18 protein-coding genes are annotated in these 21216 nt (G+C 64.4%); 12 read left to right on the top strand and 6 right to left on the bottom strand.

Annotated elements, in window-relative coordinates; all coding sequences use genetic code 11:
* Positions 1 to 32: 32 nt before the first annotated feature.
* Positions 33 to 2258, bottom strand: coding sequence for a C1 family peptidase (locus tag U9R80_RS15885; protein WP_301841069.1), 2226 nt, complete (start codon positions 2256 to 2258; stop codon positions 33 to 35).
* A 74-nt stretch (positions 2259 to 2332) separates the two neighbouring features.
* Complete coding sequence (locus U9R80_RS15880) at positions 2333 to 3385, bottom strand: NAD(P)-dependent alcohol dehydrogenase (protein WP_301841070.1); 1053 nt, start codon at positions 3383 to 3385, stop codon at positions 2333 to 2335.
* A gap of 180 nt (positions 3386 to 3565) precedes the next feature.
* Between U9R80_RS15880 and U9R80_RS15875 the strand changes: the two genes are divergently transcribed.
* Complete coding sequence (locus U9R80_RS15875; protein WP_301841071.1) at positions 3566 to 4459, top strand: AraC family transcriptional regulator; 894 nt, start codon at positions 3566 to 3568, stop codon at positions 4457 to 4459.
* A 719-nt stretch (positions 4460 to 5178) separates the two neighbouring features.
* Here the strand turns inward: U9R80_RS15875 and U9R80_RS15870 are convergent.
* The gene (locus U9R80_RS15870; RefSeq protein WP_301841072.1) at positions 5179 to 5502 is read right to left on the bottom strand and encodes a cupin domain-containing protein; all 324 of its coding nucleotides are present in this window, start codon (positions 5500 to 5502) and stop codon (positions 5179 to 5181) included.
* Positions 5503 to 5574: 72 nt separating this feature from the next.
* On the opposite strand from U9R80_RS15870, the gene U9R80_RS15865 reads away from it, so the two are divergent.
* The 5 genes from U9R80_RS15865 to chrA all read left to right on the top strand — a co-directional run bounded on the left by U9R80_RS15865 (position 5575) and on the right by chrA (position 12526).
* Complete coding sequence (locus U9R80_RS15865; protein WP_301841073.1) at positions 5575 to 7479, top strand: M14 family metallopeptidase; 1905 nt, start codon at positions 5575 to 5577, stop codon at positions 7477 to 7479.
* A 143-nt stretch (positions 7480 to 7622) separates the two neighbouring features.
* The gene (locus U9R80_RS15860) at positions 7623 to 8603 is read left to right on the top strand and encodes a helix-turn-helix transcriptional regulator (protein WP_301841177.1); all 981 of its coding nucleotides are present in this window, start codon (positions 7623 to 7625) and stop codon (positions 8601 to 8603) included.
* An 82-nt stretch (positions 8604 to 8685) separates the two neighbouring features.
* The gene (locus tag U9R80_RS15855) at positions 8686 to 10428 is read left to right on the top strand and encodes an amidohydrolase (protein ID WP_301841074.1); all 1743 of its coding nucleotides are present in this window, start codon (positions 8686 to 8688) and stop codon (positions 10426 to 10428) included.
* 99 nt (positions 10429 to 10527) lie between these two features.
* The gene (locus U9R80_RS15850) at positions 10528 to 11268 is read left to right on the top strand and encodes a TorF family putative porin (protein WP_301841076.1); all 741 of its coding nucleotides are present in this window, start codon (positions 10528 to 10530) and stop codon (positions 11266 to 11268) included.
* A gap of 70 nt (positions 11269 to 11338) precedes the next feature.
* Positions 11339 to 12526 carry a chromate efflux transporter gene (gene chrA, locus U9R80_RS15845; RefSeq protein ID WP_301841078.1) on the top strand — a complete coding sequence of 396 codons (1188 nt, stop codon included), beginning with the start codon at positions 11339 to 11341 and terminating at the stop codon, positions 12524 to 12526.
* A 400-nt stretch (positions 12527 to 12926) separates the two neighbouring features.
* Here the strand turns inward: chrA and U9R80_RS15840 are convergent, their stop codons facing one another.
* Entirely contained in the window at positions 12927 to 13220 is a 294-nt protein-coding gene (locus U9R80_RS15840; RefSeq protein WP_301841079.1) for a DUF7693 family protein, read from the bottom strand.
* Between the two features lie 78 nt (positions 13221 to 13298).
* Between U9R80_RS15840 and U9R80_RS15835 the strand changes: the two genes are divergently transcribed.
* The 3 genes from U9R80_RS15835 (at position 13299) to U9R80_RS15825 (ending at position 17309) form a co-directional block, all read left to right on the top strand.
* On the top strand, positions 13299 to 13814 hold the full coding sequence (locus U9R80_RS15835; protein ID WP_301841080.1) for a sigma-70 family RNA polymerase sigma factor: 516 nt from the start codon (positions 13299 to 13301) through the stop codon (positions 13812 to 13814).
* Complete coding sequence (locus U9R80_RS15830) at positions 13811 to 14785, top strand: FecR domain-containing protein (RefSeq protein WP_301841081.1); 975 nt, start codon at positions 13811 to 13813, stop codon at positions 14783 to 14785. The genes U9R80_RS15835 and U9R80_RS15830 overlap by 4 nt, the downstream gene beginning before the upstream one ends.
* 82 nt (positions 14786 to 14867) lie before the next feature.
* Positions 14868 to 17309 (top strand): TonB-dependent siderophore receptor, encoded by a 2442-nt coding sequence (locus U9R80_RS15825; protein ID WP_301841082.1) that lies wholly within the window; start codon positions 14868 to 14870, stop codon positions 17307 to 17309.
* A gap of 9 nt (positions 17310 to 17318) precedes the next feature.
* Here U9R80_RS15825 and U9R80_RS15820 read toward each other — a convergent pair whose 3' ends face one another.
* Together U9R80_RS15820 and U9R80_RS15815 are read right to left on the bottom strand one after the other, a co-directional pair.
* Positions 17319 to 17705, bottom strand: a complete 387-nt coding sequence (locus tag U9R80_RS15820) for a hypothetical protein (RefSeq protein ID WP_301841179.1) — start codon at positions 17703 to 17705, stop codon at positions 17319 to 17321.
* Between the two features lie 95 nt (positions 17706 to 17800).
* Complete coding sequence (locus U9R80_RS15815) at positions 17801 to 18535, bottom strand: hypothetical protein (protein WP_301841083.1); 735 nt, start codon at positions 18533 to 18535, stop codon at positions 17801 to 17803.
* Positions 18536 to 18662: 127 nt separating this feature from the next.
* Here U9R80_RS15815 and U9R80_RS15810 point away from each other — a divergent pair, with 127 nt between their 5' ends.
* Genes U9R80_RS15810 through U9R80_RS15800 form a run of 3 tightly spaced genes read left to right on the top strand, consistent with a single transcriptional unit; the run spans position 18663 to position 21191 of the window.
* Positions 18663 to 19220 (top strand): MarR family winged helix-turn-helix transcriptional regulator, encoded by a 558-nt coding sequence (locus U9R80_RS15810; protein ID WP_301841085.1) that lies wholly within the window; start codon positions 18663 to 18665, stop codon positions 19218 to 19220.
* A gap of 6 nt (positions 19221 to 19226) precedes the next feature.
* Positions 19227 to 19934, top strand: a complete 708-nt coding sequence (locus U9R80_RS15805; protein WP_301841086.1) for an MOSC domain-containing protein — start codon at positions 19227 to 19229, stop codon at positions 19932 to 19934.
* Between the two features lie 45 nt (positions 19935 to 19979).
* Positions 19980 to 21191: a YeeE/YedE family protein gene (locus U9R80_RS15800; protein ID WP_301841088.1), complete on the top strand. Its 1212-nt coding sequence runs from the start codon at positions 19980 to 19982 to the stop codon at positions 21189 to 21191.
* Positions 21192 to 21216: the final 25 nt, after the last annotated feature.

Below are 21216 nucleotides of genomic sequence, written 5' to 3'. Positions count from 1 at the left end.
GGGCCGCAGGTGCGGCCCCGTGTGTGATCAGATCAGTAGTCCAGCCACTCCAACGGCCCGATGAGCTGCTTCTTGAGGATGCGCATGAGCACAAAGCTGATCACTTCGATGTTGTTGTCGAAGGAGCCGTGGGTCGCCGGGATTTGCTGGCCGTCGCGTGTGGTTCTCACCCAGGGTGAAGGCCACACACGCAGGCGGTCAGGCTTGGTTGGCCAGTTGGCCAGCCACTGCTGAATCGCCGGCAGGGCGCTGGCCTCCCATTGATCCTTGTCGTTGGCGAAGTGCGGGTCCAGTGCCCGGGCCATGCCCAGCAGGGGTTGTTTGCGCACATCCTCCAGCGCTCGCGACACCAGGTACAGCAGCGACTTGCCGTAGGCGGGAAAGTCCGGTGTCGGCAGGCCATCGGCTTTCTCGTCTTCGTCTCTGAGGACGTCGAGCCAGAGCTGCTCCAGGCTCAGCACGCCGTTGGCATGCGCCTTGAGGTAGTGCTCGAGGGCAAATGCGCTGGAGCAGGCTGCGGCAAACAACTCGCAGCTTTGTACCTTCAATGGCGTGGGCGTGCTCCTGCCCAGCAGATCGAGTAGATGGCCGAGCAGGATGGACCCTGCCGAGTGGCCCACCAGATGCAGCTCCAGCCTGGCACCCTGGGTTTGCAGCTCAGCGGCCAGGCTTTGCAGCGTCCTGCCGACCAGATCAAGCCCATGCCCGGGCAGGCTGCTGTCGCGGGCATTGCTGCGCATTTGCGTCCAGATCCCGGTGCCCAGCACATGGGCGAGCGCTTCGATGGCGCGGTCCTTGCCCTCGGCGATCAGGTCGTCCACGCCACTGACCCGCTCGTCAGCACCGAACAGTTTGCGCAGCCAGTCCTCTGCCATGTTGGCCAGGGTCTCGCCCGGGCCGGTCTTCCAGGTCATGAACAGCGGATAGATACCGTTGGCCAGAAAGTAGGGGGCCAGCACCCGAATGCGCTGGATCGACGCGTCCTGAGCGTTCAGCCCACCGTGTGCGTAGAGCACCACGCGCAGGACCTTTTTGTCTGCCTGAGTCTTCAGCCAGGCCAGTGGCCGTTCGTGCATCACTTCCTGGACCAGGCCGGCGCGATCCAGCGGGCCACGGGTGAAGTCGGTGGGGACTATCTCACCGTCGTTGCCGGTCACCAGGGTGAGCTCATAGGCGCGCGAGGTGCTGACCGGCTGATACCGAGGTTCATTGAAGGGATGGTCGAAGGGCCAGGGGTCGTCCACAGGGTTGGCCGGCACCCTGGCGGACCGATCAAGCCCGGTCAGCGAACGCCCCGAGCCCACGCGAAAGGCCGAGGACACCTGATTGCGCAAGTCCGAGACGCCGGCCTTGAGTTTCGTCGGGTCCGACAATTGCTGCGGCACCCCGAGCGCGCAGGCCCAGGCATCGGTGCCGTAGATCACCCAATCCTCGTAAGACAGGATGGCAAACCCCGAACGCCCCCAGCGGGTGCCCCAGGAGTTCTGCACCACGAAGCCGCGGCGGTCGTAGCCGACAATGGCAAAGGCGTGCCCGCCGAGCACCCCGGGCGATTGCGGGGGCGGGATGACCGGCAGGCTGTCGAGGTCCTTCGGCACGGCGCTGGAGCGCTTGTGCATGAGCGCTTCCCAGCCGTCATGCACGCTGGCCGACACATAGACGGCGCCGATGTTCAGAACCGCCGCCTGCAGGTCCACCACGGCGTTGCGATTGATGCGGTAGTAAACGCCCAGCGGGCGTCCGGCCGCATCGGTGTCCCAGTGGGGCTGCGGGCGAATGAAACCCTGGGTGGAAAACGGCCAGTGCGTCGCGCTGCACACCCCGTGCTTGTGCCAGCCCTTGAGCGCGCCGCGACAACTTGAACCCTGGTAGTCATCGCCCGGCCATTCATCGTAGCGACGGGCCAGTTCGTACAGCATGCGCGGGCTGACCGATTCAAAGTTGCCCTTGCTGCCCAGCGCCAGGTGCTGGAGCCATAGCAGGTAGTTGACCACGCAGGCCAGGCCGAAGCCGGTACAGGCACCTTCAGCGCCCTGGTCCAGCACCAGCCCCTGGGCGACGTAGCTCTTGAGGTACAGGGCCAGATCGGTCTGCGCCGGCCAGCACGGCGGCAGCGAGCGCAGGGGCGGGGCGTAGGGCAGGTCACGAAAGTCCAGGCGATCAGGGCGGGCGTCGAACAAACGGCCGGCGATGGGGGTGCGGTTGACGGCAGGCTTGGGTGAGGGGGATTTGACGGTGCCGGCTTTTGGCTTGGTCATGGGCTGGCTCTCCATGGAGAAACCGGGGTGGCGGGCAGGGGCCTCGAGCGGGCCCCTGCACCTGAAGTGAATCTTCAACCCTTGAGCGTAGCCATATCAATCACGAAGCGGTACTTCACATCGCCGGCAATCATCCGCTCGTAGGCTTCATTGATGTGGCGGATATCGAGCATCTCGATGTCGCAGCGAATATCGTGCTCGGCGCAGAAGGTCAGCACCTCCTGGGTTTCTTTGATACCGCCGATCAACGAGCCGGCCAGGACACGGCGCTTCATCACCAGGTTGGCCGCGTGCAGGGCAGGGTCCACCGGTTCGATCAGGCCCACCAGGATGTGCACGCCATCGAACTTCAGGGTCTGCAGATAAGGGTTCAGGTCGTGCTGGACCGGGATGGTGTCGAGCAGGAAATCGAACTGTTCGGCCGCCGCCTGCATTTGCTCGGGATCGGTGGAGACGATCACATGGTCGGCACCCTGGCGACGCGCTTCCTCGGCCTTGCTGGCGGAACGGGTGAACAGCGTGACTTCCGCCCCCATGGCCTTGGCGAACTTGATGCCCATGTGCCCCAGGCCGCCCATGCCCAGAATGCCCACACGATCGCCGGGCTTGACCCCGTAGTGCTTGAGCGGCGAGTAGGTGGTGATGCCGGCGCAGAGGATCGGCGCGGCGCCGGCCAGGTCCAGGGCTGCCGGGATGCGCAGCACGAAGCGCTCGCTGACCACGATGCTGTTGGAGTAGCCGCCCATGGTGTTGCTGCCGTCGATACGGTCCGGGGTGGCGTAGGTCATGGTCGGGCCTTCGAGGCAGTACTGCTCAAGGTCCGCCCGGCAGGCTTCACAGTGCTGGCAGGAATCGACCATGCAGCCGACACCGACGTTGTCGCCGACCTTATAGCGGCTGACGCTGTCGCCTACCGCCGTGACCCTGCCGACGATTTCATGGCCGGGCATCAGCGGGTACACGGCGATGCCCCATTCATTGCGGGCCTGGTGGATGTCCGAGTGGCACACGCCACAGTAGAGAATCTCGATGTCCACATCATCGGCGCGCAGGGCGCGGCGCTGGAAGCTCATGGGCGCCAGGGGCGCGGTGGGGGACTGGGCGGCGTAACCGATTGCTGTGTACATGGAAACCTCGGTAAAACGTTTAAGCGGATAAGTGGGCGCATTGTCCGCAGGGGCAGGGGTACTGCCCACCGTCATTCCTCCGCCAGTCATGCCTAAAGCTCCGGAGTTGTGCGGGGCTTGCACACAGGTGGCCGCCAAGCTGCGATCATGGCAGTGTCTATTCCTCCGTCCTGGTTTTCCATGCAGCTGACTTGCCACGTTGATGCCAACGCCAACCTTTGCGCCTTGATCCGCACCCTCGCCGTGCGTCCGGGCTTCGTCGACACCCACGTACCCCAGGTGCAGGTGCTCTCGGCCAGTCACTACGTCGCCAGCAGTCCACAGATCTATGAGCCCAGCCTGATGATCCTCGCTCAAGGCAGCAAACTGGCGCGCCTGGGGCCACGGACCCTGGAATACGGTGCGGGTCATTATCTGGTGCAGGCGTTGTCGGTGCCGTTCATGTGCGAAACCTTCGCCACCGCGCAGGCGCCGCTGCTGGGGGTTTCGGTGGCAATCGACCGTCTGGTGCTGGGGGAGTTGGTGCAGAGCATGGGCTCGCCGGCCGACCACCCGATCAAGGCACAGACACCGGAGTCGATGACCTCGGCGGTGCTGGATGACGCCATGCGCGACAGCGTCGAGCGCTTGCTGCGTTGCCTGCAGGACCCCCTCGACAGCCAGGTGATGGGCGCGGCCCGTGTGCGGGAGGTGTTGTACGTGGCCTTGCGCGGGCCACAAGCGGGGGTTTTGCGGGCGCTGGTCGAGCAGCAAGGGCATTTTGCGCGTATTGCCGCGGCACTGAACCACTTGCGCGAACACTATGCCGAGCCTTTGAGTGTCGAGGCGCTGGCCAATTGCGCCAACATGAGCGCCTCGACGTTTCATGAGCATTTCAAGCGCAGTACGTTGTTGTCGCCGATGCAGTATCTGAAGCGGCTGCGCTTGCTCAAGGCCCAGCAGATGTTGATTGGTGAAGGGCTGGGGGTGGCGCAGGTGGCGCATCGGGTGGGGTATCAGAGCACGTCGCAGTTCAGCCGCGAATACAAGCGTCATTTCGACCGCAGTCCCGGCGAAGAACAACCTTATTTGTAGGAGCGGGCTTGCCCCGCGATGGCCCCCGAGTCGTGCACATTGGGTAGGACCATCACCGGCCTCGCGATGAGGTGTTGGTGTTGGTGGTCTTATCCATTGGCTGTGGTGACGCTGAATCACCTTTGCGCCCTTACGGCGCCTTACTTTGGCAAACGCCCCAAAGTAAGCAAAGGGCTTGCCCCACCAGGGGCTCTGCGCTGCGCTTCGAGTCCCCTCACTACGGTGTCGCTACGGGGCATTGCGACTGCTTTGCAGTCGATCGCAGCCTCGTTCCTCGACAGCGGCTACAACCCAGCCCCTGTAGCCGCTGGCGACAGCCTGCGATCGGCCGCACAGCGGCCGCAATTCAGGCGACATTGTTTCGGTTGGCTTGCCCGGTGAAGGCCCTCGAGTCGTGCACCTCCGTTCGGCCTTTCTGGTTGACGGGGCGGGTAGATCAAAAGCCAGATCAAGATCAAGAGCACAATTCGCTGCGCTCTTGCTGGTCTGTGGCGTTCTCACAGGCTGCGCCGTACCTGACGGGATGGCGACTGCTTTGCAGTCGATCGCAGCCTCGTTCCTCGGCAGCGGCTACAACCCAGCCCCCTGTAGCCGCTGGCGATAGCCTGCGATCGGCCGCACCGCGGCCGCAATCTAGGCGACTTTGTTTCAGTTGGCTTGCCCCGCGATCTGGCGGATGCGCTGGCTGTACCGGTCTCATCGCGGGGCAAGCCCGCTTCCTACAGGGGCCAGTGTATGGCCAGCCAGACGGTGGCTTGTGTGCTGTCTGTCCATTCCACCCGGTGCCGGCAGTGGGCCGGCAGTTCGATGCAGTCGCCCGGGCGCATTGTCCGTTCCGCGACCTCGTGCTCCAGGCGTAGCCCCGCCGAGCCGCTGAGGACCACGACCCATTCGTTCTGCGGCTGGTCATACCAGAAGCCCGGCGGGCTGGCCTGGCCGTAGGAGACAATGCGCTCGATGCGCAGTCCCGGGCGGCTGAGCAGGGTGTCGATGTGTTCCCGGCTGGTGTCCCCAGGCAGGGACGTGAACAGGTTCTCGAGCATGGTGGAATGCCTCTCGTCTGGCTTGGCATTGTGGTTTAAGGTGGCGTCTGCCTCTCATGATAGGGAAACATCATGAAACACTCGCTTTTGCAGCCCCTCGTTGCCGCGATGCTGATGGGCGCAGGCTTGCCGGCACTGGCAGCATTGCCCGGCGCGCCTTCTTATATCGACGATAGCGCTTACCCCGAGGCGGCCAAGCAGCGCATTCTGCCGCCGATGTTCGAGCAGGCGCTGACCAGCACGCGCTATATCGCCAAGGCGGATAACCCGCTGATTACCCAGGCCGAGGCCAGCGGTTTCAACCAGACCAGCAACTACGATGAAACCCGCGCTTACCTGACCAGGCTGGCGGCAGCGTCCGGTGGCAGTGTGGTGCTTCACGAGTTGCCGGAAAAAAGCGCCGAGGGTCACCCGATGGTGATGGCCATCGCCTCGCTTGAAGTCGACAAGTCGCCGGCAGGGCTCAACGATTCCGGCAAGCCGACGATCCTGGTCGAAGCCGAGATCCATCCCGGCGAGGCCAACGGCAAGGACGCCATGTTCATGCTGCTGCGCGACATGACCACGGGCGACAAGCCGCTGGCCAGTCTGCTGGCGAAGGTCAACATTCTGTTCATACCCACCGTCAACATCGACGGCGACCTGCGCCGCAGTGCCTACGGCCGGATCAACCAGAACGGCCCGCAGGAAACCGGCTGGCGGGTCAACGGCTTGAACTACAACCTCAACCGCGATTTCACCAAGCTCGACAGCGCCGAGATCCGCAACGTTGCCTGGGTGTTCAACACCTATGACCTGAGTTTTTTTGCTGACACCCATTCCACCGACGGCGCCATGTACCCCTACGACAGCTCCTATTGCCACAATGGCAATGGCTGGTCGCCGGCCAGCAGCGCCTGGATGGACACGGTCATGCGTGCGCCGGTGTACCAGGCCCTGGAGGCGGACGGCCATGTGGTGCACGAGTGCATCAGCCTGAACGACAACCAGGACCCGACCCAGGGCTACTACCCGTACCGCACCGACCTCGCGCGGTTTTCCAACCAGTACGGCGACATTCGCAATGTGCCGTCGATCCTGATCGAGCAGCATGCACTGCACCCGTACCAGACCCAGGTGCTGGGCAACTACGTGATGCTCAAGGGCATGATCCAGGTGATCGGTGACCAGTCGGCCTCGCTCAAAGAAGCCATCCGCCAGGACCGCGAGCGGCTTGAAACCCAGCAGGATGTGATCCTCACCTGGAAGCCAGGCAAGGCGCAGACCACACCGTTCACCGTGGGCGACTACCGCTACGAGCAGTCGCCGATCACCGGGGCCAAGACCATTGTCTGGAGCAACCAGCCCAAGAAGCTCACGGTGCCGGTCACCGGCAACACCGAGCCGGACCTGGTGGTCAAGCGCCCGCAACAATACGTGGTGCCAGCACAATGGCGCGAGGTGATTGCCCGCCTCAAGGCCCATGGCATTCAGATGACCACCCTGGACAAGCCCACCGCCATCGCGGTCACCCTCTATCGCATGGACCAGGTCAAGGTGGCCGGCGGGTTCGAGCCCGATCGCGCGCAGCCGAACCAGATTCCCGGCTATGAAGGGCGCCTGCCGGTCAGTGGCGTGGGCAAGCCGTTCGAGCGGCTGCAGACCTTCCCGGCGGGCTCGGTGGTGATCGACCTCGATCAGCCTCTGGGGGTGTTGGCGGTCAATTTGCTGTACCCGCAAAGCCCGGATTCGTTCTGGTCCTGGGGGTTCTTCAACTCGACCCTGGTGGTGGCCGAAGAACCCGAGGAGTACGTGATGGAGCCCATGGCGCGCAAGATGCTGGCCGAGAGCCCGGCACTCAAGGCCGAGTTCGAGAAAAAGCTCAAGGACGACAAGACCTTTGCCGCCAGCCCCGGTGCGCGTTTGCAGTGGTTCTACCAGCGCACGCCGTTTTATGACGTGAACGCGTTTGTGTACCCGGTCGGCACGGTGTACTGACCGATGCGTAGGAGCGGGCTTGCCCCGCGATGCGATGTGACGGCCTGATCGCTATCGCGGGGCAAGCCCGCTCCTACATGCGAAGATTTCAACAATAAGGAATAGCCGGCGTGGCAGTCGAAACAAGCCAGACACCGCTGTCGATGGCAACGCTCCAGGCGTTCAATCGTTGTGTGCTCCAGTTGGCCAGCCTGGCGCGCGAGGAGGGCGGCTCGCACTTTATCGCCGACGGCTTGCAGGCGTTTCGTGAACTGGTGCCGTTCGCTTCGGCCTGGTGGGGGGAGATGTCTGCAGGCGCTGCCAGCGTAGCGCCGCAAAGCTGGATGCACGGGCGTATCGATCTGCCCGATGCGTTCGCCGCCGAGTGGCGCCAGGTGGCCGGGGTCGACAGCTTTGCCCAGGACACATTGACCCGGGTGGGCAAGGTGGTGCGCGACAGCGAATTCACCGACCCGGTCGAAGCGGTCAATGTGTTTGCCCGCCGCTACGACCTCTACCACCTCATGAGCATTACCTTCGAGCTGCCCGAAAGCGGCCTGAATTTTTTTGTCTGCCTGTACCGGGGCGTTGACGATGTGGCGTTCGATGCCCAGGAGGAGGGCTTGTTTGCCGCTTTCTGCGATCACTTGCTGCAACTGTGGCGGTTCCAGGTGCAGGACATGATCCGGGTCGACACCGGCAACGGTGCCCGTGATTTCGGCGTGGCACGCCTGGATGGCAGCCTGTTGCACATCGGCGCACGCCTGTGTGCTGCAATCGAACGCGAGGTGCCGGGCTGGCACGGCTCGGTGCTGCCGTCTGCGGTGACCGCGCAGTTGCACAAGGTGCCCTGCGTGATGCGCCTGGGCCGCTGCGCCCTGACCCTGAGCCCCAATGCCGAGCATGTGATCCTGTCGCTGGAAGCGCCGCCGCCCGGTGTGGTGCTGGCGCCCCGCGAGCGCACGGCCGCGATGCTGTTCGCCGCGGGTCATTCCTACAAGGAAATCGCCCGCATCCTGTCACTGAGCCCGGCAACAGTGCGCACCTATCTGCGCAACTGCTACGCCCAACTGGGGGTCAAGAGCAAGGTGGAGCTGGGCTCTGCCTTGCGTGTCGGGCTTGCAGGGGGTGAGAAATCCGCCTGACCCTCCTCATTTGCAGAGGTCCGCTCTTTTGCGGCGCGCTATAGGGTGTGCCCAGCCCCGATAAAAACAAGAGAGCGTTCCAATGCAACGATTGATTCCCACCCTGTTGGCCACCACGCTGGCCGCTTGTTCTTTCCACGCACTGGCTGCCGCCGACCTCGTGCTGGTCAATGGCAAGGTGTACACCGCGGAACCTGGCCAGGGGCTGATGCAGGCGGTGGCCGTCAAGGACGGCAAGATCCTGCAAGTGGGCAGCGACGCCCAGATCAATGCGCTGGCCGATGCCCATACGCAACGCATCGACCTGGCCGGCAAGGTGCTGATGCCCGGCATGATCGACACCCACAGCCACCCGGTGGTCGCGGCGTTCGACAGCCTGGGTGCCAACCTGCAAGACGAAGAAAAACCACTGCCCGAACTTGAGCAGTGGATTCTGGCCGAGGTCAAGGAGGGGCGCGGGCGAGCCGGGGATGTGATCAGTATTGCCGGGGTGAGCTCGGCCTATTGGGAGCAAAGCCGCGAGCTGGGCCAGGTGTTCAACCAGGGGCGCTGGGTGGACCAGCCGCTGGTGCTGAGCGGTATCGACGGCCACACCGGCTGGGCCAACAACGCCATGCTCAAGCGCCTGAACATCGACGCGGCGCGGGTCAAGGGCATGTCCGAGCAGGACCGCAGCTACGTCGGCCACGACGCCGACTTCACCCCCAACGGCTACTTCTCCGAGTCGCGCTGGGATCAGGTGCGCAGCCAGATTCCCCCGGCCAGTGAAGAGGTCATGATCAAGGCTGCCCGCGAGGCGGTGCGGATCAATAACCAGTATGGGGTCACGGCCTGGATGGACGCCGCCTCGAACGCCGGTAGCGGCGACTCGCTGTTTGATTTCAAGGCGACCGAACAGAGTGTCGGCGTGCTGCCGCTGTACCGTGCCCTGGCCGAGAAGGGCGAGCTCAATGCCCACGTTGCCGCCTTGATGATCGCCAACCCCAAGAGCCGCCCCGCCGACCTTGAAGTGCTGGCCAAGGTGATTAAACAGTTCGACGGTGTGCCCAACCTGAGCTTCCCGGGGATCAAGGTGTTCGTCGACGGTGTGCTCGAGTATCCGGGGCAGACCGCAGCGGTGATCGCCCCCTACAAGAACAGCCACAAGAACGGCCAGTTGCTGATCGAGCCTGAGCACTTTGGTGAACTGGTGGCCGCCGCAGAACAGCGCGACTGGATCGTGCACATGCATGCGGTGGGCGACCGTGCAGTGCGTGAATCACTCAATGCTGTCGACTATGCGCGCACGCTCAGTAGCAGCCCCAAGGCCCATAGCATCAGCCACCTGCAACTGGTCGATCCCAAGGACTTTCCACGCTTCAAGCAATTGGGCGTGATCGCGTCGATGCAATTGCTCTGGGCCACTGGCGAGAGCTATACCGTCGAGCTGGTCAAGCCCTACATCAGCGCCTCGGCCTACGGCTACCAATACCCGGCCCACTCCCTGCAAAAGGCCGGTGCAACGATTGCCGGGGCCAGTGACTGGCCGGTGTCCAGCCCCAACCCCTGGAACGCCATCGCCCAGGCCATCACCCGCAAGGGGCCGTTGGGGGTGCTCAATGCCAAGGAGAGTGTCGACCGTCAGGTCATGTTCCAGGCCTACACCCTCAATGCCGCCAAGACCCTGCGTCTTGAGCAGCAGATCGGTTCGCTGTCGCCGGGCAAGCAGGCCGACCTGATCGTGCTTGACCGTGACGTGTTCAAGGTCAGCAACGACGAGCTGTTCGACACCCAAGTGCTGAAGACTTTCTTCGCCGGCAAACAGGTCTACGCCCCCGCGTCCTGACCGCGCTCCCTGACCACGATGCCTGGTTCCTTGCCCCGCGAGGGGCCGGGTCTCGCCTGCACGAATCTGCCCGCACACCGATAACAATAAGGGTTTCCCATGAACGCACGCGCCATCTTCACCGTTGCCAGCCTGATGCTGGCCCCCTTGACCAGTCAGGCCCTGACCCTGAACGACGACCTCAGCCTGGAACTGACCCTGGCCGCCGTCAGCGACTATCGCTCCCGTGGCGTGTCGCAGACCCTTGGCGACCCGGCCCTGCAGGCCGGCGCTACCTTGATCCATGGCAGTGGCCTGTACATCGGCGCCTGGACCTCGAACGTCGACTACGGCTTTGACTACAAGACCCGCCAGGAGGTGGACTACTATGCCGGCTGGTACTGGCAGGCCACCGATGCCATCAGCCTGGACCTTGGCTACCTCAAGTACAGCTACCCCAAGGAAGGCCAGTTCAACATGAGCGAGGTCTACGCCATCCTCGATCTGTACGGGGTCAAGCTGAGCGTCAACTACTCCAGCGATTCGCCCAATGCCTTCGGTGAAGACCAGGACACCCTGTACAGCTACGTCAGCTACAGCTTCACCTTGCCTGCCGAGGTCGGCGTGGAATTGCGGGTGGGCTACAACGACGTCAAGGACCCCGCGTTCTGGGCCACCAATGGTGACAATCGCGATGCCTATTACGAGTGGGAGGCCAAGCTGACCCGCGAGTTTGTCGGGGTCACCTGGAGCCTGAGCTACATCGATACCGACCTGAAAAAAAGCGAATGCATGAGCTGGTATGGCTACGACGACCTGTGCTCGGCCACCCTGGTGGCCAGTGCCAGCAAAACCTTCTGAAGGTTACTGTGGGAGCGGGCTTGCTCCGCGCTAGACTGTCGCTCATTTCTGCCGATCAGAAGCGCAGCGCATGCCCCGCACCCCTTCAAGCAGCCCGTGGCAGGTCTTTCTCATCTTCTTGCGCCTGGGCCTGACCTCGTTCGGCGGCCCGGTGGCGCATCTTGGTTTTTTTCACCACGAGTTCGTCACCCGTCGACGCTGGCTCAACGAGCGCAGCTACGCCGACCTGGTGACGCTCTGTCAGTTTCTGCCAGGCCCTGCGAGCAGTCAGGTCGGCATCGCCCTGGGGCTGGCGCAAGCGGGTTACCGGGGCGCACTGGCCGCCTGGCTGGGGTTTACCCTGCCGTCGGCGCTGGTACTGATAGCGATCGCTCAGGGGATTGCCAGCTTGGGTTCGGCGCTGCCGCCCGGTGTCCTGCATGGCTTGCACGTGGTTGCCGTGGCGGTCGTGGCCCAGGCGGTCTGGGGCATGGGGCGCGCCCTGTGTCCGGATGCACCGAGGATTGCCCTGATGGTGACGGCCGCCGCCCTGGTGCTGGCGGTGCCTTCGCCTTGGGGGCAGGTCGGTGTGATGGTGGCCGCCGGTGGGGCGGGGCTGCTCCTGTTCAATCCCGGCAAGGCCGTTGCCCACGAGCCGTTGCCGATCACGGTCGGCAAGCGCGCTGGCGTGTGCTGGCTGATCCTGTTTCTTGCTCTGCTGCTGGGCCTGCCGTTGCTGGCCCAGCACTGGCCTGGCCCGGCCCTGGCGATGTTCGATGCCTTCTATCGCAGCGGATCGCTGGTGTTCGGCGGTGGCCATGTGGTGCTGCCGTTGCTCCAGGCCGAAGTGGTGCCCGTGGGCTGGGTCAGCAACGAAACCTTCCTGGCGGGATACGGCGTCACGCAGGCGATGCCGGGGCCCTTGTTCACCTTCGCTGCGTTCCTTGGCGCGTCGATGCAAGCGGGGCCATCGGGCTGGTCGGGCGGTTTGCTGTGCCTGGTGGCGATCTTTGCGCCGTCGTTCCTGCTGGTGATGGGGGCGGTGCCCTTTTGGGAGCGGTTGCGGCAGAACCTGCGCATGCAGGCGGCGATGCTGGGCATCAACGCGGCGGTGGTCGGGTTGTTGCTGGCGGCGCTGTATCAGCCGGTGTGGACCAGCGCCATTCTCCGCCCGGCGGACGCGGGCCTGGCGCTGCTGGCACTGGTGGCGTTGATGCGCTGGAAGCTACCGCCGTGGTTGGTGGTGATCTGTTGTGGTGTCGCCGGTTGGCTGTTGTAGGCGCACCTCAAGGTAGGAGCGGGCTTGCCCCGCGAGAGGCCGGTACAGCCGGCAAAATGGGCGTTGCCTGAACGACTGATCGCGGGGCAAGCCCGCTCCCACCGGCCCACTCGGCGGGGTTGTAGGCGCAGGAGTCACCTCAAAGTAGGAGCGGGCTTGGCCCGCGAGAGGCCGGCACAGCCAGCAAAACGGGTGTTGCCTGAACGACTGATCGCGGGGCAAGCCCGCTCCCACCGGCCCACTCGGCGGGGTTGTAGGCGCAGGAGCCACCTCAAGGTAGGAGCGGGCTTGGCCCGCGAGAGGCCGGTACAGCCGGCAAAACGGGTGTTGTCTGAACGATTGATCGCGGGGCAAGCCCGCTCCTACCGGTCCAATCGGCGGTAGCCACGCAGCGTAGCAACTAGCGTTGCGCTATGCCCAGCAACAAGCGCTCGATCTGCGCCAGCTCCCAGGTGCTCAGCAAGCTGACCGGGTCGGTGCCATAGCGCTGCCAGGTGTCCAGTGAGCCCTCGCGGCGGCAGTGCGCGCAGTGGTGCAGGCGATGTCCCTCGAAGTCCAGCAGCAACTGCCAGCCCTCGATGTCTACCTGTACCTGGCCGCAGGCGGCGTGGGGGGCCAGGGGCTGCAGCGGGCGAACACCCAGGGCGGCGTCGCGCAATTGCTGGTAGACCTCACGGGGTGTCAGGGAAGGCATCTGTCATCTGTTCCTGGAAGGGGGATTGTATATTCACGGTGCCATCACGATAATGAGAGTAATTACCATTAGCATGTGATGACCGAAGTGACCCGCTCTGTCGACTCGAAGGCTATCGTGGCCCATTTGTACAGCGATCATCATCGCTGGTTGCGCGCCTGGCTGTATCGCCGGCTGAACTGCCCCCATGACGCTGCCGACCTGGCTCAGGATACCTTTGTCCGGGCCATGGGCAGCACGGCATTGCCAGCCCTTGAAGAGCCCCGTGCCTTTCTCGCCACGGTGGCCCGGCGGTTGCTGAGCAACCTGTTTCGTCGGCGTGCGCTGGAGCAGGCGTATCTGGAAGAGCTGGGGCGCTTGCCGCTGCAGTGCATGCCGTCTGCCGAAGATGTGCTGCTGGTACGCGAAGCCCTGGCGCAGATCGACCGCCTGCTCGACGGCTTGCCGCAGCGGGTTCGCCACGCCTTTATTCTGCATCGCCTGGAAGGGTTGAGCCAACCGTCGATTGCCGAGCACCTGGGGGTGTCGCTGGCGACGGTGGAGCGTGACCTGCGCCGGGCCTTTTTGCATTGCCTGAGTGTGAGCCCTGAATGAGTAACGTACCGGTCGATCGCGCTACCCACGAAGCCGTGGGCTGGCTGCTCAAACTTGAACATGCGCCAAGGCACAGCCGCATGCAGCACGCCTTCGAGCTGTGGCTGCAGCGGTGCCCGAGCCACCAGACGGCCTGGCAACGGGTCAACGCGGTGCTCGAGCAACCCCTGGCCGACCTGCAACAGGCCGAGCAGCGCACCCCCGGCCAGTTGGCCATGGCCAGCCGGAGCCTGCGCACCCAGGCTCCGCCGTCGCGGCGCAAGGTGCTGGGCGGTGGGCTGGCGATGTTGCTGTTGGGGCTGGGCAGTGCGGGACTTGTCCATCGACGCATGCCGTTGGGCGATGTGCTGGCCGACCTGCACACCGGCACCGGCGAGCGCCGCACCTACACCTTGGCCGATGGCTCGCGCTTGCGCCTCAATGCCCGTAGCGCGGTGGACCTGCGCTTCGATGCCCGCCAACGTCTGGTGGTGCTGCGCGAGGGTGAGTTGCAGGTCGAGGTGGCCGCCGAACCCGGTCGGCCGTTCATCGTCGCTACGCGCCAGGGCCAGGTGCAAGCCCTCGGTACACGGTTCGTGATGCGCCAGGACGATGGCCAAAGCCTGGTGGCCGTGCAGCAGCACAGTGTGCTGCTCAGTACCGGGCATGATGCGCCGATCAGGGTCGACGAAGGCCAGGCATTTCGCTTCGATGGCCTGCGCAGCGAGGCCCTGGCGCCGTCGCTGCGCACCCGCGCCAGCTGGACCGATGGCCGGGTTGATGTGCGCGACGAGCCGCTGGGTGACCTGATCGAGGCCTTGCGCCCGTACCGCACCGGGCTGCTGCGCATCAGCCCGCAAGCGGCGCAGGTCCGCGTGTATGGCAGCTTCCCGCTGGATGACAGCGATCGCACCTTGCTGTCGCTGAGCGAAACCCTGCCCATCCGGGTCGACAGCCTCGGTAGCTGGCTGATCCGCATCGATGTGATCTGAGAAAAAATCAGCGGGCCGTGAGGGGATCCGGTGACTGGCGTGTCCTCGTTATGGACAACACCTTAAAACGAGCCCATAGCCAATGCCCGATTCCATGATCCGCCCCAGCCTGCTGGCCCTTGCCATCGCGCTGGGCAGCAGCACGCCGATGTACGTCCTGGCGCAGGACGAGCACGCCGTCAGTGCCACCCAGGCCTTCGACATTCCCGCCGGCGAGCTGGGTGAAAGCCTGAGCCGCATCGCCCGTCAGTCCGGGCGTGTGCTGTCGGTAAACCCGGCATGGGTGCAGGGCAAACGGGCCGCTCGGGTCAGTGGTCGGTTCACCCCTGAACAGGCCGCCAGCCAGGCCCTGCAGGGCAGTGACCTGCGCTTGAGCATTACCGCCGGCGGCACCTGGAGCCTGGAACCTGCGGCTGCCGGTGATGCCCTGGAGCTGGGCGCCACCCAGGTCACCGGCCAGGGCGATGAAGACGCCTGGGGCCCGGTGGTGGGCTATGTGGCCAAGCGCACCGGTACGGCCACCAAGACCGACACCTCGGTGCTGGAAACGCCCCAGACCATCAACATCGTCACCCAGGAAGAGATCAAGGCCCTGGGCTCGCAGTCGGTGACCCAGGCCCTGCGCTATACCCCCGGCATCACCGGCGGGGGCTTCTCCGACCGCGTCGGTGTCTTCGACGAACCCACTTCACGGGGCTTCAGCCCGACCCCCTTGTACCTGGACGGCCTGCACTTGCCTTACGGCGGTGGCAGTACCGGCGGCGCGCTGCAAATCGACCCTTACCTGCTCGAGCGTATTGAGGTGATGAAGGGGCCCGCGTCGGTGCTTTATGGTCAGAACCAGCCGGGCGGGCTGGTCAATATGGTGTCCAAGCGCCCGACCAGTACCCCGTTGCGGGAGGTGGTGCTGGGGGGCGGCAGCCAGGATCGTCGTGCGGCGTCCTTCGACGTTGCCGGGCCGCTGGATGAGCAGGGCGAGTTTCTGTATCGCCTGACCGGGAGCGGCTTCGACAAGAATGGCGAGATCGACTACGTCGAATCACAGCGCTTTGTGCTGGCGCCCAGCCTGACCTGGGCCCCCAACGACCAGACGCGCCTGACGCTCTACGGTCACTATCAGAAAGACAATGGCGTGCCGGAGGCCCAGGGCCTGCCTGCCGTGGGCACGGTGTTCGAGAGCCCCAACGGGCGGATCAAACGCAGTCGCTTCATCGGCGAGCCGGGCATCAATGCCTATGACCGCGAGCAGTACACCTTCGGCTATGAAGTGAGTCATGCGCTGGACGATGTCTGGACCCTCAAGCAGAACACCCGCTACGCCTATGTCGACGACCGTTACCGGGCACCGCTGCATGGCTACCGTTTCGTGACCAACCCGCAGACGGGCGTTGACGACCAGCGCTACCAGACCCGCTTCGGCGTCGACTGGGCACAGCGCAACAAGGTGTTTGGCGTCGATAACATGGCCCAGGCAAAGTTCAATACCCTCGATGTGGCCCACACCCTGCTGGTGGGGGTCGACTACTACCATTCCAATTCCAAGTTCCTGGGCCTGTACGACCGCAATCCGCCGATCATCGACCTGTATTCGCCGGTGTACGGCCAGCCGCTGAATTTTGGCCAACCGTACGATTGGGACAACACCGTGACCCAGACCGGCCTGTATGTGCAGGACCAACTCAAGTGGGACAACTGGTTCCTGACCCTGGGCGGCCGTTATGACTGGGTCGAGGTCGATACCCGCGAGCCGATTGCCGGCAACTTCAGCAACGTCAAGGATGAGAAATTCACCGGCCGGGCAGGGCTTGGCTACGCGTTCGACAGCGGTTTCACGCCCTACGTCAGTTACTCCGAGTCGTTCCTGCCGTTGAGCGGCACCGACCGCGGCGGCAAACCGTTCGAGCCGTCCACCGGCAAGCAGGTCGAGGCCGGGGTCAAGTATCAGCCACCGGGGCAGGACAGCTTCATCCAGCTGTCGGTGTACGAGATCAAGCAGCAGAACATCCTGACCGCCGACGTCAGCAACCCCGGCTTCAACAGCCAGGTCGGCGAATTGCGTTCGCGTGGCGTGGAGCTGGAGGGCAAGGCCAACCTGACCGACAACCTGGGGGTGATCGCCTCGCTGTCGCGCAACGACGTGACCTACACCAAGGACAACGATGGGCGTGAAGGCCGACACCCTTCCGGCACGCCACCGATGACGGCGTCGCTGTGGCTGGATTACCACTTTATCGGTGATACGCCGCTGGCTGGCCTGGGCATGGGGTTGGGCACGCGCTATGTGCGCGGCAGCGACGGCACTGACTTTGCCGACGACCACTTCAGCATCCCGTCCTATACCGTGTACGACGGCATGCTCTCCTATGACTTGCAGCAATCGCCGCTGCGGATCAAGGGCGTGAAGGTGCAGGTGAACCTGCAGAACCTGGAAGACAAGGTGTATGTCAGCCGCTGCAGCAGCGATGTGGACTGCTATTACGGCGAAGGCCGTACCTTGACGACCGAGCTGACCTACAACTGGTAATCGCTGCCGTCAGGCATCGCGCAGCAGGTCATGGGCATCGAGCAGCCGGTAGGCAATCTCCGGCTGGCGCTCCAGGGCCCGGCGTATGGCGGCGGGAATATTCTGGCGGGTCTTGCGGCACAGGCCCGGCAGGTCGTCGATCTGGATGGTGAAGCCACGCATGGTCCGCACTTCGTTGAAACTGGGGCTGATGTGCAGACGGATGCCCAGGTTCTCGTACAGCTTGCGCTGCATGTGCTCGAGGTCGGCCAGGCTCTGCAGATTCTCCAGACGCTCCAGCAGGCGCTTTTCTTCCTGCCGGGTCAGCAGCAGGATGCGCATGTCCTGCAGCGTTTCACGGCCGCAATCGCAGGCGCCGGGCGGGCAGGGGGAACGGGTGGGCAGGGTGGCGTTCATGAAATTGAGCATAGCTACAGCGTTGAACACGGGGCAAGTCCGCGCCTGCCTGGGCAACACAAATCCGGCAGGCGCGGGCTGGCCTCGCGGTACGGTCACTGCTGCTTGAGCTTCCAGGTCCCCGGCAACGACAGGTCCCCGGAGCTGATATCCCACACACTGCTCACGCACAGCAGCGGATTGTGCAGGTCGGCATTGACCTTCAGTGCCGCCGTCACACCGTCATAGTTGAAGGTTTGCGGAAAGCCCACCGCCGCCAATGGCACGCTGATCCGTGCAGCGTTCTTGTCCAGGCTCAGGTCGTAGCCGGGGGAGTCGATGTAGATCGGCGCACCAGGCCAGGTGGCCGGCAGCTTCGGTTTCGCCCCCTCGGGGATGTCGCGCACTTTGAGCCCGCCCGGGCCGCAGCTTTCATCCTTGCTCAGCACCACCCAGTGGGAGTGCCACAGGCCACCGTCGTTGTCGGTCTTGCCGTCGCGGTTTTCATCGAGCTTGGGGGTGTCGTCGAAATCCGGGTGGGAGGTCAGGGCCAGGGCGAGGATGCCGGCCTTGGCGTCGAAGCCCACGCTGCTGCTGTCCAGGCTGGTGGGCCAGACATAGCTGTAGACCTCGGCGCCGGCAAACCCGCCCTTGGCGGTGGGCAGGCGGCTGCCGGCCTTGCCGTCTACAAGTTGCTCGAACACCAAATTGTCGCCTTGCTTGAAGACGCGGGTCTGGACCAGGTCGAAGGCGGCCTCGGCATTGCCCTTGGCACTGGTGATGCCAGGGCTTTCATGGGCCCAGGCCTGGGTGGCCAGCAAGGTGAGGGTGAAGGCGAGGGTGCGTTTCATGGGATGACTCCGGTTGCGGGATTAAGGTTTCGATTCGATACCAAATAGCCTAAGCCGATCCCGGCCTTTGTCAATATAGTTTTTATTCGATACTATCTATCGACGTCATCAATCGAGGCCAAACGCCGTGCTATTCGACCTGCTGGAACGGTTGTCGAGCCTGACCCGTGTGTGGTTTCGCCAGCACCCGCTGCTGGCCGAGCTTCAGCCCATTCAACTGAGCGCCTTGCTGTATCTGGCGCGCTGCAACCGCTACTCCAATACGCCGTTGGCGGTGACCGAGTACCTGGGGCTGACCAAGGGCACCGTCTCACAATCGCTCAAGGCCCTGGAGGCCAAGGGCTTGATCCTCAAGACCCAGGCACTGAACGACAAACGCAGTGTCCACCTGAGCCTGACCGAACCGGCCCGGGTCTTGCTCGATGCGGTCATGCCGCCGGACTTTCTGGAGTCTGCTACCGAGCGCATGGGTGCACGCGCCCAGGACCTGGAAGGGTTGCTGGCCGACTTGTTGCGCACCATCCAGCGCAACGAGAACGTGCCGGGTTTCGGCTTGTGCAAGACCTGCCGCTTCCATCGCCCCACGGGCACCGGCGGCTTTTGTGAACTGACCCGGGAGCCCTTGGCCGTGGCCGAGTGCGATCTGATCTGCCGCGAGCATCAGCTCGCCGAACTGACGGAGTGACTGCCCATGACGGCAAACCTTCTGACCCTTGATGCCGTCCTCACCGGCAGGGCCGTGCCGTATACCCGGCCGGGCTCGCACAGTGCCATCGACAAGCAGCCGCGCACCGGCGAGGTTGCCGTGACCGAGCTGGGCCTGGCCGGTGACGAGCAGGGCGACCTGCGGGTACACGGCGGCAGGGACAAGGCCATCCATCATTACCCCCGCGAGCACTACGCCGCCTGGGCCCTGGAGCTGGGTGCCCATCCCCTGCTGCAGGCGCCGGGGGCCTTTGGTGAAAACTTCAGCACCTGCGGCTGGACCGAGCACACGGTATGCCTTGGCGACCGCCTGCGGGTGGGTAGCGCAGTGCTGGAAGTTTCCCAGGGGCGCATGCCGTGCTGGAAGCTCAACGACCGCTTCGGCGTCAGGGACATGTCGCTGCGCGTGCAGCACAGCGGCCGTACCGGCTGGTATTACCGGGTGCTGGAGGAGGGCGTGGTGGCCGCAGGGTCGGTGTTTGAGCTGATCGAACGCCGTTACCCGCAATGGTCAGTGGCGCGGTTGTCGTCGGTGTTGTTCGACAAGCAGGTGGATGCCGATATCCTGCGCCAGTGCCTGACACTGCCACTGGCACCGTCCTGGCGACGCACCCTGGAACGCCGCCTGGAAAAGGCAGAAGTCGAAGACTGGGCGCCGCGCCTGCAGGGCCCTGGCGTCGAACGACCGGCCTGATAGGCGTATACTCGCGGCCCGTTCTGCCTTTATCCGAGTACCACGATGGGTCTTACCGTTTCAGCGGCGCCGCAGCGCCGCTTCACTGTTGCGCTGTGTGCGCTGGCCCTGTTGCTGGTCGGTGCGCTGTTCCTCAACAGCGCCGCTGGCCTGCAACAGGTCCTGCTGCTGATCGTCGGCGCCGCCCTGGGGCTGACGCTGTACCACGCCGCCTTCGGCTTTACCTCGGCCTGGCGGGTGTTCATCACCGAGCGCCGCGGGGCTGGCCTGCGTGCGCAGATGGTCATGCTCAGCGTGGCCGTGCTGCTGTTCTTCCCGGCCTTGAGTGCCGGCACCCTGTTCGGCACGCCGGTGACCGGGCTGGTTGCCCCGATCGGGGTGTCGGTGGTGTTCGGTGCGTTCATCTTCGGTATCGGCATGCAGATGGGCGGCGGCTGCGCGTCCGGCACGCTGTTCACGGTGGGCGGCGGCAACGCCCGAATGCTGGTGACGCTGCTGTTCTTCATCATCGGTTCGGTGACCGCGACTCACCATGCCGATTGGTGGTTTGCGCTGCCGTCGTTGCCTGCCACCTCGATCGTCAAGGCATGGGGCGTGATGCCGGCCCTGGTGGCGAGCCTGAGTGTGTTTGCCGCCATCGCCATGCTGACCCGGGTGCTGGAGAAGCGCCGTCACGGCCAACTCGAAGCCCCCGTGCACAGCGATGTGCGTGGCCTGCGCCGTTTCCTGCAGGGGCCCTGGCCGCTGGTGTGGGGCGCGGTGGCGCTGGCGCTGCTGAACTACGCCACCCTGGCGCTGGCCGGTCGACCCTGGGGCATTACCTCGGCGTTCGCCTTGTGGGGCGCCAAGACCTTGAGCGGGCTGGGTGTGGATGTCGGCAGCTGGGTGTTCTGGCAGGCGCCTGCCAATGCCAAGGCCCTGGCTTCGCCACTGTGGCAGGACATCACCACGGTCATGGACATCGGGATTGTGCTGGGGGCCTTGCTCGCCGCCGGGCTTGCCGGGCGCTTTGCACCGAACCTGAACATTCCGCTGCGTTCGCTGATCGCGGCGGTGGTGGGCGGCTTGCTGCTGGGCTACGGCTCGCGCCTGGCCTATGGCTGCAACATCGGTGCGTACTTCAGCGGCATTGCCTCGGGCAGCCTGCATGGCTGGTTGTGGCTGGTCGCCGCCTATGCCGGCAACCTGGTGGGCGTGCGCCTGCGCCCGTTTTTCTTTGAAGGCGAGCGGCGCCCGGTGCAGCTCAGCGGTTGCTGAGGCTGCACACCTGACGCCTGCCGGG

It is taken from the genome of Pseudomonas sp. JQ170C (genome assembly GCF_035581345.1).
Lineage (GTDB): Bacteria > Pseudomonadota > Gammaproteobacteria > Pseudomonadales > Pseudomonadaceae > Aquipseudomonas.
The sequence above is the reverse complement of the archived record's forward strand: the minus strand, read 5'-3'. Positions and strand labels throughout refer to the sequence as shown.

Excerpts from the sequence above, each read along its gene's own strand:
- U9R80_RS15850 (WP_301841076.1), top strand. The coding sequence starts at position 10,528 with ATGAACGCACGCGCCATCTTCACCGTTGCCAGCCTGATGCTGGCCCCC.
- U9R80_RS15885 (WP_301841069.1), bottom strand. The coding sequence starts at position 2,258 with ATGACCAAGCCAAAAGCCGGCACCGTCAAATCCCCCTCACCCAAGCCT.
- U9R80_RS15825 (WP_301841082.1), top strand. The coding sequence starts at position 14,868 with ATGCCCGATTCCATGATCCGCCCCAGCCTGCTGGCCCTTGCCATCGCG.
- U9R80_RS15830 (WP_301841081.1), top strand. The coding sequence starts at position 13,811 with ATGAGTAACGTACCGGTCGATCGCGCTACCCACGAAGCCGTGGGCTGG.
- U9R80_RS15840 (WP_301841079.1), bottom strand. The coding sequence starts at position 13,220 with ATGCCTTCCCTGACACCCCGTGAGGTCTACCAGCAATTGCGCGACGCC.
- U9R80_RS15820 (WP_301841179.1), bottom strand. The coding sequence starts at position 17,705 with ATGAACGCCACCCTGCCCACCCGTTCCCCCTGCCCGCCCGGCGCCTGC.
- U9R80_RS15865 (WP_301841073.1), top strand. The coding sequence starts at position 5,575 with ATGAAACACTCGCTTTTGCAGCCCCTCGTTGCCGCGATGCTGATGGGC.
- U9R80_RS15880 (WP_301841070.1), bottom strand. The coding sequence starts at position 3,385 with ATGTACACAGCAATCGGTTACGCCGCCCAGTCCCCCACCGCGCCCCTG.
- U9R80_RS15800 (WP_301841088.1), top strand. The coding sequence starts at position 19,980 with ATGGGTCTTACCGTTTCAGCGGCGCCGCAGCGCCGCTTCACTGTTGCG.
- U9R80_RS15875 (WP_301841071.1), top strand. The coding sequence starts at position 3,566 with ATGCAGCTGACTTGCCACGTTGATGCCAACGCCAACCTTTGCGCCTTG.
- U9R80_RS15870 (WP_301841072.1), bottom strand. The coding sequence starts at position 5,502 with ATGCTCGAGAACCTGTTCACGTCCCTGCCTGGGGACACCAGCCGGGAA.
- U9R80_RS15835 (WP_301841080.1), top strand. The coding sequence starts at position 13,299 with ATGACCGAAGTGACCCGCTCTGTCGACTCGAAGGCTATCGTGGCCCAT.
- chrA (WP_301841078.1), top strand. The coding sequence starts at position 11,339 with ATGCCCCGCACCCCTTCAAGCAGCCCGTGGCAGGTCTTTCTCATCTTC.
- U9R80_RS15815 (WP_301841083.1), bottom strand. The coding sequence starts at position 18,535 with ATGAAACGCACCCTCGCCTTCACCCTCACCTTGCTGGCCACCCAGGCC.
- U9R80_RS15855 (WP_301841074.1), top strand. The coding sequence starts at position 8,686 with ATGCAACGATTGATTCCCACCCTGTTGGCCACCACGCTGGCCGCTTGT.
- U9R80_RS15805 (WP_301841086.1), top strand. The coding sequence starts at position 19,227 with ATGACGGCAAACCTTCTGACCCTTGATGCCGTCCTCACCGGCAGGGCC.
- U9R80_RS15860 (WP_301841177.1), top strand. The coding sequence starts at position 7,623 with ATGGCAACGCTCCAGGCGTTCAATCGTTGTGTGCTCCAGTTGGCCAGC.